17 protein-coding genes are annotated in these 14,942 nt (G+C 54.4%); 6 read left to right on the forward strand and 11 right to left on the reverse strand.

Features of this window, described 5'->3' with window-relative positions:
• Positions 1 to 2: 2 nt before the first annotated feature.
• Positions 3 to 1,067, forward strand: coding sequence for a cyclic nucleotide-binding domain-containing protein (locus Ga0123462_RS06010; RefSeq protein WP_100265469.1), 1,065 nt, complete (start codon positions 3 to 5; stop codon positions 1,065 to 1,067).
• 39 nt (positions 1,068 to 1,106) lie between these two features.
• On the opposite strand, the gene Ga0123462_RS06015 is transcribed toward Ga0123462_RS06010, so the two are convergent.
• The 5 genes from Ga0123462_RS06015 to Ga0123462_RS06035 all read right to left on the reverse strand — a co-directional run bounded on the left by Ga0123462_RS06015 (position 1,107) and on the right by Ga0123462_RS06035 (position 4,283).
• The gene (locus Ga0123462_RS06015) at positions 1,107 to 1,292 is read right to left on the reverse strand and encodes a DUF2065 domain-containing protein (protein ID WP_100265470.1); all 186 of its coding nucleotides are present in this window, start codon (positions 1,290 to 1,292) and stop codon (positions 1,107 to 1,109) included.
• Between the two features lie 29 nt (positions 1,293 to 1,321).
• The gene (gene hflC, locus Ga0123462_RS06020; RefSeq protein WP_100265471.1) at positions 1,322 to 2,194 is read right to left on the reverse strand and encodes a protease modulator HflC; all 873 of its coding nucleotides are present in this window, start codon (positions 2,192 to 2,194) and stop codon (positions 1,322 to 1,324) included.
• Positions 2,194 to 3,288: an FtsH protease activity modulator HflK gene (hflK, locus tag Ga0123462_RS06025; protein WP_100265472.1), complete on the reverse strand. Its 1,095-nt coding sequence runs from the start codon at positions 3,286 to 3,288 to the stop codon at positions 2,194 to 2,196. The genes hflC and hflK overlap by 1 nt, the downstream gene beginning before the upstream one ends.
• A gap of 84 nt (positions 3,289 to 3,372) precedes the next feature.
• Positions 3,373 to 4,077: an EI24 domain-containing protein gene (locus Ga0123462_RS06030; RefSeq protein ID WP_100265473.1), complete on the reverse strand. Its 705-nt coding sequence runs from the start codon at positions 4,075 to 4,077 to the stop codon at positions 3,373 to 3,375.
• Positions 4,074 to 4,283: a putative signal transducing protein gene (locus Ga0123462_RS06035; RefSeq protein WP_100265474.1), complete on the reverse strand. Its 210-nt coding sequence runs from the start codon at positions 4,281 to 4,283 to the stop codon at positions 4,074 to 4,076. The genes Ga0123462_RS06030 and Ga0123462_RS06035 overlap by 4 nt, the downstream gene beginning before the upstream one ends.
• A gap of 73 nt (positions 4,284 to 4,356) precedes the next feature.
• On the opposite strand from Ga0123462_RS06035, the gene tldD reads away from it, so the two are divergent.
• The 3 genes from tldD to Ga0123462_RS06050 are packed head-to-tail and all read left to right on the forward strand — an operon-like array spanning position 4,357 to position 7,591.
• Positions 4,357 to 5,793 carry a metalloprotease TldD gene (gene tldD, locus Ga0123462_RS06040; protein ID WP_100265475.1) on the forward strand — a complete coding sequence of 479 codons (1,437 nt, stop codon included), beginning with the start codon at positions 4,357 to 4,359 and terminating at the stop codon, positions 5,791 to 5,793.
• The gene (locus Ga0123462_RS06045; RefSeq protein ID WP_100265476.1) at positions 5,790 to 7,178 is read left to right on the forward strand and encodes a TldD/PmbA family protein; all 1,389 of its coding nucleotides are present in this window, start codon (positions 5,790 to 5,792) and stop codon (positions 7,176 to 7,178) included. The genes tldD and Ga0123462_RS06045 overlap by 4 nt, the downstream gene beginning before the upstream one ends.
• Before the next feature lie 35 nt (positions 7,179 to 7,213).
• Positions 7,214 to 7,591: a hypothetical protein gene (locus tag Ga0123462_RS06050; RefSeq protein WP_100265477.1), complete on the forward strand. Its 378-nt coding sequence runs from the start codon at positions 7,214 to 7,216 to the stop codon at positions 7,589 to 7,591.
• 14 nt (positions 7,592 to 7,605) lie between these two features.
• On the opposite strand, the gene Ga0123462_RS06055 is transcribed toward Ga0123462_RS06050, so the two are convergent.
• Genes Ga0123462_RS06055 through tmk form a run of 5 tightly spaced genes read right to left on the reverse strand, consistent with a single transcriptional unit; the run spans position 7,606 to position 12,220 of the window.
• On the reverse strand, positions 7,606 to 8,517 hold the full coding sequence (locus Ga0123462_RS06055) for a fructosamine kinase family protein (RefSeq protein ID WP_100265478.1): 912 nt from the start codon (positions 8,515 to 8,517) through the stop codon (positions 7,606 to 7,608).
• Entirely contained in the window at positions 8,501 to 9,025 is a 525-nt protein-coding gene (locus Ga0123462_RS06060; protein WP_100265479.1) for a DUF2062 domain-containing protein, read from the reverse strand. Before Ga0123462_RS06060 ends, Ga0123462_RS06055 begins: the two co-directional genes overlap by 17 nt.
• A gap of 33 nt (positions 9,026 to 9,058) precedes the next feature.
• Positions 9,059 to 10,597 carry a methionine--tRNA ligase gene (gene metG, locus Ga0123462_RS06065; protein WP_100265480.1) on the reverse strand — a complete coding sequence of 513 codons (1,539 nt, stop codon included), beginning with the start codon at positions 10,595 to 10,597 and terminating at the stop codon, positions 9,059 to 9,061.
• 58 nt (positions 10,598 to 10,655) lie between these two features.
• Positions 10,656 to 11,582: a DNA polymerase III subunit gene (locus tag Ga0123462_RS06070; RefSeq protein WP_100265481.1), complete on the reverse strand. Its 927-nt coding sequence runs from the start codon at positions 11,580 to 11,582 to the stop codon at positions 10,656 to 10,658.
• On the reverse strand, positions 11,579 to 12,220 hold the full coding sequence (gene tmk / locus Ga0123462_RS06075; protein WP_100265482.1) for a dTMP kinase: 642 nt from the start codon (positions 12,218 to 12,220) through the stop codon (positions 11,579 to 11,581). The genes Ga0123462_RS06070 and tmk overlap by 4 nt, the downstream gene beginning before the upstream one ends.
• 204 nt (positions 12,221 to 12,424) lie before the next feature.
• Here tmk and Ga0123462_RS06080 point away from each other — a divergent pair, with 204 nt between their 5' ends.
• Positions 12,425 to 12,835: a glycine zipper domain-containing protein gene (locus Ga0123462_RS06080; protein ID WP_100265483.1), complete on the forward strand. Its 411-nt coding sequence runs from the start codon at positions 12,425 to 12,427 to the stop codon at positions 12,833 to 12,835.
• A 315-nt stretch (positions 12,836 to 13,150) separates the two neighbouring features.
• Here the strand turns inward: Ga0123462_RS06080 and Ga0123462_RS06085 are convergent, their stop codons facing one another.
• Positions 13,151 to 14,050 (reverse strand): D-hexose-6-phosphate mutarotase, encoded by a 900-nt coding sequence (locus Ga0123462_RS06085; protein ID WP_100265484.1) that lies wholly within the window; start codon positions 14,048 to 14,050, stop codon positions 13,151 to 13,153.
• A gap of 165 nt (positions 14,051 to 14,215) precedes the next feature.
• Here Ga0123462_RS06085 and Ga0123462_RS06090 point away from each other — a divergent pair, with 165 nt between their 5' ends.
• A complete protein-coding gene (locus Ga0123462_RS06090; protein WP_100265485.1) occupies positions 14,216 to 14,890 on the forward strand; it encodes a spermidine synthase in 675 nt (224 codons plus the stop codon).
• Positions 14,891 to 14,942 lie beyond the last annotated feature (52 nt).

Raw genomic sequence — 14,942 nt, forward strand, 5'->3', positions numbered from 1 at the left:
CAATGAGCAACGAGCAGAAAAACGAGCTGAATGTCTATGCCGATCTGGTAAAACTTTACCCGGAAAATGAGACATATCTCAGGAAATATATCGATATACTTCTGCAGGAAGAGAGACACTCCGCTGCGGCAGAAGCCATACGTCAGCTTCACAGCCTGCTTCTAAGCAGCGGCAGAGAGGAAGCGGCAGACAACCTGACCAGCGAATTTCCGCAAATAGGTCGCATTCGTAGCGGCAATGCCCCTTATGAGGATAACATCAACCTGCTTCTGCCCTCGATGATGCAGAACAACCTCTGGCTTCGCCTTCACCAGCATAAGCTGAAGGAGGGTCGCCACCTGATTCATCGCGGCGACCATGAAGAGACGGTTTATCTGGTCTGCGAAGGCGAACTCGCCGAGTTCGTCCGGAACTCTGAGGGTAAACCTGTACTGCTGAACCTGATCGGGGCAGGCAATGTCGTTGGAGAGGGACACCTCTTCAATCCCGGCCCCCATCTGTCGGATATCGTGGCCAACAAGGATTCCATTATTGCCAAACTGCCACGAAAAAGGATGCTGGCCACACTCGATACGCACCCGATCCTCAAGTCTGCCCTGCAGCGCAAGGCCGATGTGCGCCGTACAGTTGCCAGAATCTCGGTATGTCCGCTGTTGCAGAATGTACCGCTGGAGATGCGTAAGCAACTGGCTGAAGTAAGCCGCACCCGCGAGTATGCTGCCGGAGATACGGTTCACAAGCCGGGAGAAAAGTTTGACCACGTCGATCTTGTGGCCAAGGGAAGTGCCAGTTTTCAGCTGTTGGAGAAAGGGATATTCAAGGAACTGAAAACACTAGGGCCGGGTTCACTGGTGGGTGAATCGGCAACCACCCATGAACAGGGTGCGCCTGCCGAGATGGTCGCCAACAGCACGCTGATAATTGTTGAAATCCCCTACTCCGAATTTACCAGTGTGGCCGAAGCCTATCCTCCGCTGAGCAGGGCACTGCTCGCCTATGCCGAGAAAAATCAGAGCCAGATCATGAGCAAACTCAACGAATTGCAATCCGATCAAGCGGGGACTTAAAACAGGATAGGTTAAGAGCCCCATTGTATAATCAGATGGTCAGCTTCGGATAAATCGGACAACCATCCAGCCCAGAGCCACTGCCACTATTCCTGCCAAGCGAATACTGCGCGGCGAAATCTCGGGAAGCCTTCGCATCATGTCGATCATCGCCTGCGGAAAGAGGGCGTAGATCGCCCCCTCAATCACCAGCACCAGGCCTAATGCAGCCCAGAGATCATCCATGGTACTTCTCCCCCGCTACCCCTCTCTTGTTACTTTCTGGACTGCTGGAAGAAGTTAAAGAATTCCGAATCAGGTGAAATGACCAGACGCGTATTCTCGTCAATCGACTTACGATACGCCTCCAGCGAGCGAGTAAAGGCATAGAATTGGCGGTCTTTCTCAAATGCCTTGGCATAGATTGCCGTGGTCAACGCATCCGCTTTACCACGAATAATCTCAGACTCCTTGTAGGCCTCTGCCAGCACGGTCTTCTGCGTCTTTTCGGCAGTTGCCCGAATCTCCTTGGCAGCCTCTTCACCCTCGGAACGATACTCCTTGGCGATTCGGTTACGCTCAGCTTTCATACGCTGGAATACGGCCTCCGAGTTCTCCTGTGGCAGGTCGGCACGCTTGATGCGCACGTCAACCACCGTAATACCGTACTCCTGCACACCCTCATCGGCACGATCCCGGATCGACTGCATCAGTTCGGCACGCAGGTTCTCCTTGTCCCCGCCGGAGACAATCTCATGCAGGGTATGCTGACCGAGCACCTCACGCACCTTACCGCGAACAACGTCGTCCATTCGTGCAGCAACACCCGTCTGGGTACGTGCAACCTGATACACCTTCAACGGATCGGTAATACGCCAGCGGGCATAGTTATCCACGAGGATCGATTTTTTGTCCTTGGTAATCACCTCATTAGGCGGCACATCGTTTTCAAGCAGGCGGGAATCAAAGGTCTCAACGCTCTGCCACGGCAACTTGAAGTGGAGACCAGCCTCTTTCACCACATCTTTCGGATTACCGAACTGCAGCACCAATGCCTGTTCACGCTGATCCACAACAAAAGCACTCATGCCAATGATGGTGGCCACCGCCACTGCGACAATTGCAATCAAAGTCTGTTTCGGGCTCATTACTTCACCTCCACCTTGTTACCCACCCGATCGAGCGGAAGATATGGCAACACATTGCCGGCTACAGAGCCATCAACAATAATTTTATCAGCACGAGTCAGCACGTACTGCATCGTATCCATATAGAGACGTTTACGCGTCACTTCAGGTGCCAGCTTGTAGGCGCCGAGAATGCTTTCAAAGCGATCAGCCTCACCCTTGGAGCGTTCAACCACCTCCTTGGCATAGGCCTCGGCATCCAGAACCATCTTTTTACCTTCACCGCGCGCTTTTGGAATAATGTCATTGGCATAGGCTTCTGCCTCGTTCTTGGCACGCTCGCGATCCTCACGCGCACTCGCCACATCCTTAAACTCCTTGATCACGCGCTCTGGTGGCTGCACATCCTGCAGTTTGACGGTGCTCACAGAGATACCTGCCCCATAACTGTCGAGGATCTGCTGGATTAACTGTTGCGTTTCAACCTCCACCTCGGCTTTCTTGGTGGTCAGCACATCGTCAATGAAGGTACGCCCAATCACTTCACGAATAGCCGACTCTGCAGCATCGCGAACAGTCTTTGGCGCGTTTTCGATATTAAAGAGGAAATTCTCGACGCTCTTGATCTTGTATTGAACGATAAATGAGATATCGACGATATTCTCGTCCTTGGTCAGCATCAGTGACTCATTGGTACGCTTACGGATGGCACCATCCTCGTACTGGCGGAAGCCGATCTCAAGACGCTGAACACGGGTTACAGGCAGCTTCTCGACGGTTTCAACCGGATAAGGAATCGCCCAGTTCAGGCCGGGACCCTTGGTTGCCACATGCTTGCCGAAACGCAGCACTACGGCCTCTTCGTCCGCCGCCACCATGTAAAATCCCGTAAGGCCCCAGAACAGAAGAACTGCTCCGAGAATTCCAGAAATCATCCCTTTGCTCAGACTTGGACCACCGGAACCGCCCTTGCCGCCACCACCGAAGAGGCCTCCAAAGCGCTCCTGCAGACGGCGGATCACCTCATCCAGATCCGGCGGAGTCTGGTTACCACCGCCGGGACGCTGTCCCCACGGGTTCTGATTCTGATTGTTATCGTTGTTACTCCAGGGCATTGCTGACCTCCAAAGAAGTAGAGCGCAGCAGTGTAGCGGCCTGAATCGACCATTGCATCCCCTGCGTTTTAGCGGCTTCTATGATCAGGGCTCCTGCCGGGAAAAATGCAGTGACAGGCCCGCAACCGCTGCAGGAATGACGGTAAGGTTTACTATCGGTACCAAGAGCATCAGGGCTGCCACTCCTGAAAAACCGACATAGAACCAGCGACTCTCATCCAGTCTCGATTTACGATCGGCGAAACTCCAGTTCCGCCGTGAGGCAGGTGTATCGATCAGTTCAAACATCAGGAAACGAATACCGGCATATCCCCAGATTGCGGTTGCCAGCGGCGGCAACCAGAAAAAAAGAAGCGCAATCACTCCCCAGGCCAGCAAGCCCAGCAGCGGTCGAATCGAGTGGACCAGGCTCTGCAGTACCATTGCCGGCCATGCTGCTGAGGCCGGCTGCAATGGCTTTCCGGCAACTGCTTCAGTACGGGCGGCCAGTTCATCAAGCCACGGCGCCACAGCAGCAGAGCCGAACATGACAAATGAAATGGCCGCAGTGAACAGTGCCAGCAGCAGTGCCAGCAGCCAGGCGAACCAGGAAACCACCTGCCAGTACCACGCCTCCCCTTCGGGAATCCAGAGGGTCGCCACATAATCCACCATGCAGAAAGCGGCTCCGGAGAGCAGCACCATAAACAGCAACAGCAGCCCGGCCATACGCATAAGGATGCTGCGCAGTTCAGAGCGTGCAAACAGCAGTTTCAGGCCTGCCATAAAAGCCAGCACACCTTTGATCACCCTTCAATCTCCAAATCCTGCAGGATCAATGCTGCTGCAGAGAGATCATCCTCTTCAACAAGAATACGCGCATCCATAATGCCCGGCAGCGGCATAAGTGCCTGCATGCCTGCATTTTCGACCCGGAAACGGATTGAGCGCGAGGTCAGTGCATCGCTGATTACCTGCAACAGCACCTGATCGGAAATCTTCAGTAACTCCACCATCGCCGGCAAGCTAGGTTGTAACTCGCAACCAGTCACGCTTGACAGAAAGTGGCAGTCCACGACGATTGCCAATATGTCCGATCCACAAAGCAATCAGAACCCAGATCATTCACCGCTCCCTATTGAAACCCTGCAAGCCGTTCTTTCACATATGCTTCCAGCCGGTGCCGATGACGGAGACCTCTACCTTGAACACACTGTTTCCGAGTCGCTTGCCCTCGAAGAGGGGCGCGTCAAACATGTTTCTGCTTCAACCAATCAGGGGTTGGGAGCCCGCGTCATCAAAGGGGAAGCAGGCGGCCACGCCTTTACAGACAGGCTCGATACTGCAGCCCTGATGCAGGCTGCCGGCTCAGCTCGTGCCATCGCAGAATCGGGCCAACAGCGCTCCCCTGTCGCCATCCACAGGGAGGCGCAGGCTCCGCTGCTCTATGCCGCCACTGATCCTGCTGCCGCGCTCGGCTTTGGTGAACGCAAAGCACTGCTGGAGAGACTGGATCAACTGGCCCGAAGCATTGATCCGCGCGTCAAACAGGTTTTTGCCAGCATCGCATCATCCTTTTCAGACATCCATATCGTGCGCATGGATGGGGCATATATTCGCGATGCCAGGCCTCTGGTAAGACTCAATGTTTCGGTTGTGGTCGAACAAAACGGAAAAAAAGAAACAGGTACGGCAGGTGGTGGCGGTCGTTTTTCACTCGCCCGACTCGTCGAACAGGATCATGCCGAGGAGCTGGTACGCAAGGCAGTCCGGCTTGCCCTGTTGAATCTCGATGCACACGAGGCCCCTGCCGGCACCATGCCGGTCGTACTTGGCCCTGGTTGGCCAGGCATCCTGCTGCATGAGGCGATCGGCCACGGACTTGAAGGCGACTTCAACCGCAAGGGAACCTCGGTATTTGCTGATAAGATGGGCAAACAGGTTGCAGCCAGGGGTATTACCGTGGTCGATGATGGTACCATTCCTGATCGACGCGGTTCACTTAATGTAGATGACGAAGGAACTGCAAGCAACAGAACCGTACTGATTGAGGATGGCATCCTCACCGGCTACCTGCTCGACCGACAGAATGCCCGCCTGATGGGCATGCAGCCGACCGGTAACGGCCGGCGTGAGTCCTATTCCCATCCGGTACTGCCGCGTATGACCAACACATTTATGCTGGCAGGCAATGATAACCCCGGTGATATCGTTGCATCGCTTGATCGAGGAATCTATGCGGTCAACTTCGGCGGCGGACAGGTCGACATCACCTCGGGTAAATTTGTATTCACCACTTCAGAGGCGTACTACGTGGAAAACGGCAAGGTCCAGTACCCGGTTAAGGGGGCCACACTGATCGGCTCAGGCCATGAAGTGCTGCAAAAGGTATCCATGATCGGTAACGATCTCGAACTCGACCCCGGCGTCGGCACCTGCGGAAAAGGCGGGCAGTCGGTGCCGGTTGGTGTAGGACTCCCTACCCTTCGCATTGATGAACTGACCGTGGGAGGAACCGAGGCATGAGTTCTGTGAATCCGAAATCCGATACCATCACAAGTTATGCGGAACGGCTGATCAAGTCGGCAAAGAGAGCGGGCGCTATCCATGTCGATGCACTTGCTATCCGTAATACGGGAGACTCTATATCCGTCCGGAATGGCCATATCGAGTCGGTCGAGCATGAGGATGCTCAGGGCTTTGGCCTGCGCGCCTTTGTCGAAACGAGCAACGGCCTGGCTTTTGCTACCGCGTCCAGCTCAGACCTCTCCGAGGCAGGTCTTCAGAAGCTGGCACAGCAGGTGGTGGCGATGGCAAAAATATCCGAGCCCGATCCCGATGCGGTGCCGCCAACCGGCGCTAATCATCCAAGCAGGACAGAGCAGAAGGCATGGCAAACCTCCCACCCCGACCGGAACCACGGCTGGAGCATTGAAAAGGCCAGAGATGCCGCACTTGCCTGTGAAGAGCTGGCACGCACCCACTCGACAGAGATCAGCAACTCCGAAGGAGCGGATGCGAGCTTCGGCAACACCCATATCGCCTACGCATCCAGCGACGGTTTCTGTGATGATTACAGTAAGTCTTCGGCTTCACTCAGCGTTTCAGTGATTGCAGGCCACGGTGATGGCATGCAGCGCGATTACGCCTGGCACCGTGCCTTCAACGCATCCGACCTGAGAACGCCGGATAGTATTGCTGAAGAGGCTGCAACTCGCGCAGTGGCAAGACTTAATCCCGGCACGATGGCAAGCGGTAAAGCGACAGTGGTTTTTGAGCCGCGCACGGCATCATCCATGCTCGGCCACTTCATCAGCGCCATCAACGGACGCGCAGTGCTACAGCAGCGCACCTTTCTGGCCGATGCGCTCGAACAGAATATCTTTCCTGAATTTGTCACCATTGAGGATAACCCCAACCACACGGACGGCATGGGCAACCGTCTTTTCGATGGCGAAGGCACCCGCTGCGTCGGCCATAAACTGATTGAAAACGGTAAACTGAACTTCTTTCTGACCGACCGCTACGCCGCCAAACGCCTGAAAATGGCTGAGACAGGAAGCGCCGTTCGCGGACTGACCGGTGATATCGCTATCGGCTCATCAAACCTGATCTGGCACCCCGGCAATATGGATCAACAGGCAATTATCGGCGACATCGATCACGGCCTGCTGGTCACCGAGATGATCGGGTTCGGCATCAATGGTGTTACCGGCGACTATTCGCGCGGCGCAGCCGGCTTTCTGATCGAGAATGGCAAGATCGTGCGCCCTGTTTCCGGTATTACCATCGCAGGCAACCTGAAGGAGATGTTTGCCAATATTGAAATGGTTGGCTCTGATCTCACATGGTTCGGCTCCAGCGCTGTGCCCACCATCGCCATCTCGGGCATGACCGTCGCCGGGAAATAGAAATTTTAGTTTATTGCTGCTAAGGAGAACGTTTCGTGCCGCATTCAATAGTTTGGGAACCTGAAGGTATATTCAGGGCATTCTCCGGCATAGTCAGCGGAGAGGAGATTCTGGAATCCAATCTTGTGTTGTACGATGATGTTCGTTTCGAAAGCGCCAGGTATATTATTAATAACTTCACAGAAATATCAGGCCACGCAATTGAACCCGATCATTTGTCCGCCTTTGCATCAACAGATGAGATGATATCTCAGCTTAAGCACGAATTTAAAATTGCCCTGATTGTACCTCAGGATGCCTATGTTGGTCTCGCCAGGAGACTTTGCGCTATAACGAACAACAAGTTATTTGAATATCGGATTTTCAACACTGTTGATGATGCTCGCAAATGGGTCAAGATATCATCCGAATAAATTCTGAAAGTATATTAGATCCGTTCGAATGAAGCCTCTGAAAGAAGCATATCGATCATTGAGGATGCCTGTGAGGCGTAGCCGCCGCCGAAGAGATTGGCGTGGTTGAGGATGTGGTAAAGATTGTAGAGCGTTTTGCGCACTCTGTAGCCCTCATCTAGCGGCCAGGATTCGTTGTAGGCGTCATAGAAGTCAGAACCAAAGCCGCCGAAGAGTTCGGTCATGGCGATATCCGCCTCGCGATCACCATAATATACCGCAGGATCAAAGATCACCGGAGCACCATTTTCATCAAAAGCGTGATTGCCTCCCCACAGATCGCCGTGCAAAAGTGAGGGCTCAGGGGTGTAACTGGAAAAGAAGCGATCCAGGTCGGACAGCAGCCGTTCACCATTGCGCAGCAAGGCGCCTCCAAAGCCGTTGTGACCAGCCAGTTCAAGCTGGAACCCAAGACGCTGATCACGATAGAAATTGACCCAGTTCGATGTTTGCGCATTGGGCTGAGGCGTTGTGCCGATGGTGTTGTCTCGAAACCAGCCGAATCTGTCGGCTGTTTTCCGATGCAGCGCGGCCATCTGCCTTCCCATCTCTGCCGCTGAATCACCCCTGCCACGACCAATCCGGATATATTCGCTGACAAACCATGCCCGGCCTGCTCCGCTACCGGTTGCAATGGGCCTGGGAACACGAATGGCTTCGGCATCGGCCAGTTCATTGAGCCCGTCAAACTCGGCCTCAAACATTGCAAGGCCGTTTGCATGGTTGGTTTTTACAAAAAGATGGTCGCCCGATTCGGTTGTCGCCCGATACGCTGAATTAATACTGCCGCCGGAGATAGCATGGTAATCAACGATTTCACCACGCCCTTCATCAGCCAGGGATGCGGTGATCAGTTCCCATAGGCCGCCATTACTGTTTCCGAACATGTTTATTCATACGCTTGCGCCAGCGCTTCATCACTATGCTGCGCCACGCAATCTGAATGCCGATATATCCGATGATGGAGCTCAGCACTCCGACAATCAGGCAGCCAAGCAGGAAAGGTTCCCAGATCAGCGACATCTCGTGCTCAAGCCACTCATAGGAGAGCTCCATCTCGAAATGCTGCATCTCCCTCCCGAGCACGAAAGCGCCGAGCTTGTATGCGCCATAAAACATCGGCGGCATGGTGAGGGGATTGGTGAGCCAGACAAGTGCAACGGAGAGCGGCAGATTGGCATGAAAAATTATGGCACCACCGGCAGCCAACACCATCTGGAACGGTACCGGCACCCAGGCAAAAAAGAGGCCGACGGCAAATGCCTTGGCTACGGAGTGGCGATTAAGATGCCACAGTGCAGGGTTATGCAGAAGTTTACCAAAAATCTGTAAATGCTTATGATCTCTAATCTTTCTGTGATCAGGCATTAACCGTTTCAGTAATTTTCTCGGCACCCTTTCCTCCTGCCAGCACGCATCCTGCGTGCTCTATTCCATACGCGGAAAAATCGGACTCGGCTTGGCACACTTATGGCCAGCCCTGAGAACGCCCCAGCCGCCCTGTTTCGCATAGGAGATCGTATCGACGGCAACTTCGCCACCATTAATCTGAACCAGCATCTGAGCCATCTTGCCAGGCATAAACGGGAGCAGCTGCAGGGCCACCAGCCGCAAGGTCTCTACGAGGTGATAGAGTACAGAGTTCAAGCGCACCTCATTGCCCTCTTTGGCCAGCGCCCATGGCGCATTCTCTTCAACATAGCGGTTGCCGTGGCGAACCACGACGCTGATCCGCTCCAGTGCCAGATGGAATGCCTGCCGATCCATTGCATCGCTAACATCGCGCTGCATCGCCTCGATATCAGCAATCAGGGCGCGGTCGGATTCCGTCTCCTCTCCCGCCTCGCCCAACACACCATCACTGTATTTATTCAGCATCGCCAGTGAGCGGTTGAGCAGGTTGCCGACATCGTTGGCCAGTTCAGTGTTATAACGCTGTTTCAGGGCTGCAAACGAGAAATCACCATCATGGCCGAACGGTACCTCGCGCAGCAGGAAATAACGCAGCACATCGGCATCGTAATCAGCCAGCAGTTCGGCAGGACTCAGTGCATTGCCCTTCGACTTACTCATCTTTTCACCTTCAACAGTCCACCAGCCATGTGCGTAAACACGTTTAGGCAACGGCAGTTCTGCCGCCATCAGCATCGCCGGCCAGTAAACAGCATGAAAACGGAGAATATCCTTGCCGATCAGGTGAACATCGGCTGGCCAGTGTGAAGGTGCCTCATTATCTGGAAATCCGAGTGCTGAAATATAGTTGGTCAGGGCATCGATCCAGACATAGATCACATGCTTCTCGTCGCCCGGTACAGGCACACCCCAGCTAAAGGTGGTACGGGAGACGGAGAGGTCACGAAGCCCTGATTCAACAAAGCTAAGTACCTCGTTACGGCGGGAAGCCGGCATTATGAAATCAGGGTTTTGCTTGATATGTTCGACAAGGCGATCCTGGAAGGCGGAGAGACGGAAGAAGTAAGACTCCTCCTGAATCTTCTCCACTTCTCGTTTGCAGTCGGGGCAGTGTTTTGAGTCCCAGCAGTCGGCATCCTTGAGCTGCGTCTCGGTCCAATAGGTTTCGCATGGAACGCAGTACCAGTCCTCGTAGTAGTCCTTGTAGATGGTTCCGGCATTCTCGAGTCTGCGCCACATCGCCTGTACGCCCTTCTTGTGTCGCTCGGAACTGGTACGGATAAAATCGTCATTGGTGATGGAGAGTTCCGGCCACAGACTCTCGTAACGTGCCACGACCTGATTGGCCAGTTCGATCGGCTCGATGCCCCTCTTCTCAGCAGCCTGCTGCACCTTCTGTCCGTGCTCGTCCACACCGGTCAGAAAAAAGACATCGTCACCGCAAAGCCTCTTGTAACGGGCCAGCACATCGGCAGCAATCGTGGTGTAGATATGGCCAAGGTGTGGTTCATCGTTCACATAGTAGATCGGGGTGGTGACGTAGTAGTTTGCCATGCTGTGGATAGCTCTCCTGAGTAGTTCCCGCGTAGTCTAACCTGCGCGGCGATGAATCCTAGCCCGCAGTTCTCAAGGCCGTTCTTAGTTCTAACACACAGCAGAGCAGCGTTGGCGATGCGCGCAAGCTCTGACGAATCACATCCCCCGGCCAGCGCAGACAATCCCTGACTGACCTGTGCAGCGTCTCAACTGCCTCAAAGCTGCTCTGGCTATACGCCTGCAACCTGGGATAAACCGGCTGCAACAGTGCCCTGATAATCAGCTCATGCGGAACCGAAACCACATGCTGCCTGCACCAGTTCTCAATTCTGCCAACATCGGCCTCCGTAACATTGGCAACCAACCCCTGCCACTCACTCAAAGCATGTGCAACTTTATCATCCTCCAGGCAACTCACACTACCCGGGCATCCGTCGGCAAGCTTGACGGCCAGATCGATCATATCGGCATCGAGTTTCGCAGACAGAACCGTTCGCACATCATCGTCGCAGAGCGGTGAGCAGTGCTGCATCAGGCAGCGGGAACGCACCGTTGCAGGAAGCTTCATCGCATCGCTGCAGACCATGATCAGCACACTTCCGGCCGATGGCTCCTCAAGGCCTTTGAGCAGCGCATTGGCCGACTGGTTATTCAACCGCTCAGCCTCATCGAGGATGACTACTCGCTGCTCGCCCTCAGCACCGCTCAGGGCAAGAAAGCCTAGCAGTTCACGTACCTGATCGATGCTGATATCCCGCTTTTTCTCCAACAGTCCCACAGTAAAAAGGTCGGGATGCGAACCGGCCCGGAACATCTGGCAGGGGTGGCACTCCCCGCAAGCAGACTGATGCTCGCAGAGCAGCATTGCCGCCAGTTTCTCGGCTAGGGCAAATTTCCCGATACCGGAGACGCCGTGCAGCAGCCATGCATGATGCACCCGTCCTCGCGCCATCGCCTCACGAAAGCGCGACTCAATCGCCTGATGGCCGAGCACCTCTTTCATGAAAATATGGAAAACCTGCTGTTCAGGGCAGTTTCCACCTGAATGCGTACCGCTTCAATATCATGACTCGCATCGATACGGACAATGCGGCTGGCATCGGCTTCGAACTGGCTGGCGAATGCTGCAGATACCCGCTGGTGGAAGGAGAGCGCCTCGTCATCCAGGCGTGTGCTCTTTTCACCCGCCGCCATGCGCTTCTTCATGCGCTCTGCAGCCACATCGACCGGAAGGTCGAACCAGAGCGTCATGGCAGGCGCCACCCTGCACTCGGCAAAGGTGAGCATCTCTCTGATATTGACTGTCCTGCTACCCAGCTTACGCGCCGCAAGTTGATAAGCCAGGGTGGAATCTGAATAGCGGTCGCATAGCACCCAGGCACCGGATGCAAGTGCCGGCTGGATCACTTCACAGACATGCTGAGCGCGATCAGCAAGAAACAGAAGCAACTCTGCTTCGGGAACCGGCACGTATTTACCTGACAGCAGAAGTTTGCGGATCTTTTTACCCATTGGCGTATCGCCCGGTTCAAAAGTGGTCACCACCTTCTCACCTTGCGATTTCAGTGCTTTAGCAGCAAGGGCCAGCTGTGTGCTCTTACCGCAACCGTCAACGCCCTCGAATGTGATTAATCTGTTCACCGGTCTACTCCCCTGCTTCAGCTATTGGCCTGAAAGCTTAACGCTGCTCAATAGTGTCCATTTCGTAAACCCGCGAATTGGGCGCCACTGTTTTACAATTCCTTTACATCTTTTTGCGGGCCATTTACGAAGCCTGTGCACACGTTTGCATTTGGACCGATAGCGTTCTCCACCAGAAGGGAGACATTCCCGAAGGAGTTCAACATGAAACGAATTATTACAGCAGCCCTGATTTCCACAGCCATGCTTGCAGCCCCTATTGCGCAGGCTGCATCCTACCAGGACCGGGCCATGGCAACCGGTGCCGTCATCGGTGCAACCTCCGGAGCGGTCATCGGTTCAGGTCAGAATCAGGCGGTAGAGGGCGCCATCTTCGGCGCCGTACTCGGCACCATTGCAGGCGCAGTGATCTCCAGCCAGCACCAGCCGGTTTATGTGGTTCACCAGCCACGCACACACTACCGCCAACCTGTAACACACCGCTATGAGCATCGTTCGTATAAACACAATCGTCATGACCGCTACAATCGTCATGACCGCTACAATCGTTATGACCGCTACAATCGTTATAACGATCATCACAGCCATGGCCATGAGCGTGGTGACAGGCACTAAGTTAATCAGATATAACGACTGATTCTCCCCGGAAGACACCTCCCAAATTGGGAGGTGTCTTTTTTGGTTTTGTGTTATTTATAAAACTCTTTTGAAGAACGCCTGCATTTTCTGCCAGGAGTCCTCATCGGCGGCCTTGTCATACGCCACCGGCATACCGAAACGGACAGCAAACCCATCCGCATCGTCGAAGGCCATTTAACCTGTGTATTCGACCCCTTTGACCCGGTAGACAACCTCCTGCGCCCTGACTTCAGTGAAGGCAGTCAGCGGCATCAGGGACAGCAGAAGCAACACATATACCTGGATATATCGCTACTCGACGCTGTAGCGAACCCAGAGGCGGTGGGAGTCGCCTGGCGCCAACTTCACAACATCCTCGGCGGCATTGGCACTCTCCACGCAGACCATGCCGAGATAGCCGTCATCCGATCCGAAGTCGCCCATTTTGATGCACTTCTCGATCCAAGGGTTCCAGACAATTGTTGAATTGCTGCCGCGCTTCTCGATGCGGATAGCGCGTTTCAGCCCCGGATCCTCAATCACCACATCCTGCCCCTGGTCCAGATAGATGCGATCCACCTCTGAACCAATCGTGATGTCGCCCTGTTGAGTTCGTCTGGCGGCAGGCCCGACCTTGTCGAGATAGTCACATCCGTCGAGGCCGCGAATGGTGCTCTTGCTTACATCACTGACGCAAAAATAGGTATGCAGCGCATCGCCGACGGTAATTTCCCTGCTGCCCAGATTATCTGTTACGAGTTCCATCTCCAGGGTGGCACCGATCGTCATATACATTTCGGCAGGGGCATTATAGGGCCACTGCTCTTTATTCACCTCCGCAATTCGGAATGCAACAAAGGTGGAACCATTATCAAGGGCGGCTGTATCGATCACATCCCACGCCACCGTGCGTGCGAATCCGTGACCGGAATAAGAGGGTTCAGAAGCATGTGCGCCAAACCAGGGCCAACAGATCGGCACCCCGCCTCGGATGGACTTGCCAGGCGCAAGCTTGGCCACAGGCGACATCCAGATCACCGGCTTCTGCCCTTTCGGGTTCCATGTCATCAGGTGCGCGCCCTGTACGGCAATAGTTGCGTTGCAAAAACTGTTTTTAATATCGATGACAATAAAGCCATCTCCGGCGTCCCGAAATAGAATCTGCCCGGCAATACCAAAGTTGTGATTAAGTTTAGAAATCTTTGCACTCATAGTCCCTCCCGAAAAGTAAACATACTGTGAGGCTTTCGCTGCATCCCAGCAAGATGAATATTGCCCTGTTTACGGGTTTCTCTCTGCATACGTTTTATTTTCCCCATTCGGCATGCAGGGTTGCCGCCTTATCCGGCCCTATAAGTTGCTGGCGAGAGGAACACAATGATCCCATATAAACTCATCGATACAGCCACCGAACACGGCACCACGCTAAGGCTTTACCAGCGCGGGGATGAGTTCTCGATCCGTGTCGACAGGGCGGGCGAATTGATGAACAGTCGCCAGCATAACTCCGAGGATGCGCTTGCTGAGCTGGCCTGCGAGAAGATACATGGCAGGGAAAACTCCAGATTGCTGGTAGGAGGACTTGGTATCGGTTTCACGCTGGCTGCCGCCCTCACCCACTCAGCGCCTACGGCTACTGTCATGGTTTCCGAACTTCTGCCGGCAGTGGTGCGCTGGAATCGCGATTATATCGGGACTGTTGCAGGCTTTCCGTTAAACGATCCACGTGTCGTGGTTCTGGAACAGGATGTGGGCAGAGTGATGAAAGAGCATAGAAACAGCTTTGATGCGATCATGCTCGATGTTGATAACGGCCCTGACGCCTTTACCCGTGATGACAACGATTCACTCTACGGCCTGCGCGGCGTAAATGACGCCTATGATGCACTCAAGCCCGGCGGCGTACTCAGTGTCTGGTCTGCCTTTGCCGACAGCAGCTTTACACAGCGCCTGATCAAGGTGGGTTTTGATGTAGAGGAGCACAGGGTGCGGGCGCACAAAAGTCAGAGCGGCAATCGCCACACGATATGGGTGGCTGTACGACCGGCCTGATGGGAATTTCTCCTCTGGCCACACGCGTTCTCATCGCATGCGCGGCTCCAGG

This window comes from Mariprofundus ferrinatatus (assembly GCF_002795825.1).
In the GTDB taxonomy this organism is placed as follows: domain Bacteria; phylum Pseudomonadota; class Zetaproteobacteria; order Mariprofundales; family Mariprofundaceae; genus Mariprofundus; species Mariprofundus ferrinatatus.

Excerpts from the sequence above, each read along its gene's own strand:
- Ga0123462_RS06010 (WP_100265469.1), top strand. The coding sequence starts at position 3 with ATGAGCAACGAGCAGAAAAACGAGCTGAATGTCTATGCCGATCTGGTA.
- Ga0123462_RS06015 (WP_100265470.1), bottom strand. The coding sequence starts at position 1,292 with ATGGATGATCTCTGGGCTGCATTAGGCCTGGTGCTGGTGATTGAGGGG.
- hflC (WP_100265471.1), bottom strand. The coding sequence starts at position 2,194 with ATGAGCCCGAAACAGACTTTGATTGCAATTGTCGCAGTGGCGGTGGCC.
- hflK (WP_100265472.1), bottom strand. The coding sequence starts at position 3,288 with ATGCCCTGGAGTAACAACGATAACAATCAGAATCAGAACCCGTGGGGA.
- Ga0123462_RS06035 (WP_100265474.1), bottom strand. The coding sequence starts at position 4,283 with ATGGTGGAGTTACTGAAGATTTCCGATCAGGTGCTGTTGCAGGTAATC.
- tldD (WP_100265475.1), top strand. The coding sequence starts at position 4,357 with ATGTCCGATCCACAAAGCAATCAGAACCCAGATCATTCACCGCTCCCT.
- Ga0123462_RS06045 (WP_100265476.1), top strand. The coding sequence starts at position 5,790 with ATGAGTTCTGTGAATCCGAAATCCGATACCATCACAAGTTATGCGGAA.
- Ga0123462_RS06055 (WP_100265478.1), bottom strand. The coding sequence starts at position 8,517 with ATGTTCGGAAACAGTAATGGCGGCCTATGGGAACTGATCACCGCATCC.
- metG (WP_100265480.1), bottom strand. The coding sequence starts at position 10,597 with ATGGCAAACTACTACGTCACCACCCCGATCTACTATGTGAACGATGAA.
- Ga0123462_RS06070 (WP_100265481.1), bottom strand. The coding sequence starts at position 11,582 with ATGAAAGAGGTGCTCGGCCATCAGGCGATTGAGTCGCGCTTTCGTGAG.
- Ga0123462_RS06080 (WP_100265483.1), top strand. The coding sequence starts at position 12,425 with ATGAAACGAATTATTACAGCAGCCCTGATTTCCACAGCCATGCTTGCA.
- Ga0123462_RS06085 (WP_100265484.1), bottom strand. The coding sequence starts at position 14,050 with ATGAGTGCAAAGATTTCTAAACTTAATCACAACTTTGGTATTGCCGGG.
- Ga0123462_RS06090 (WP_100265485.1), top strand. The coding sequence starts at position 14,216 with ATGATCCCATATAAACTCATCGATACAGCCACCGAACACGGCACCACG.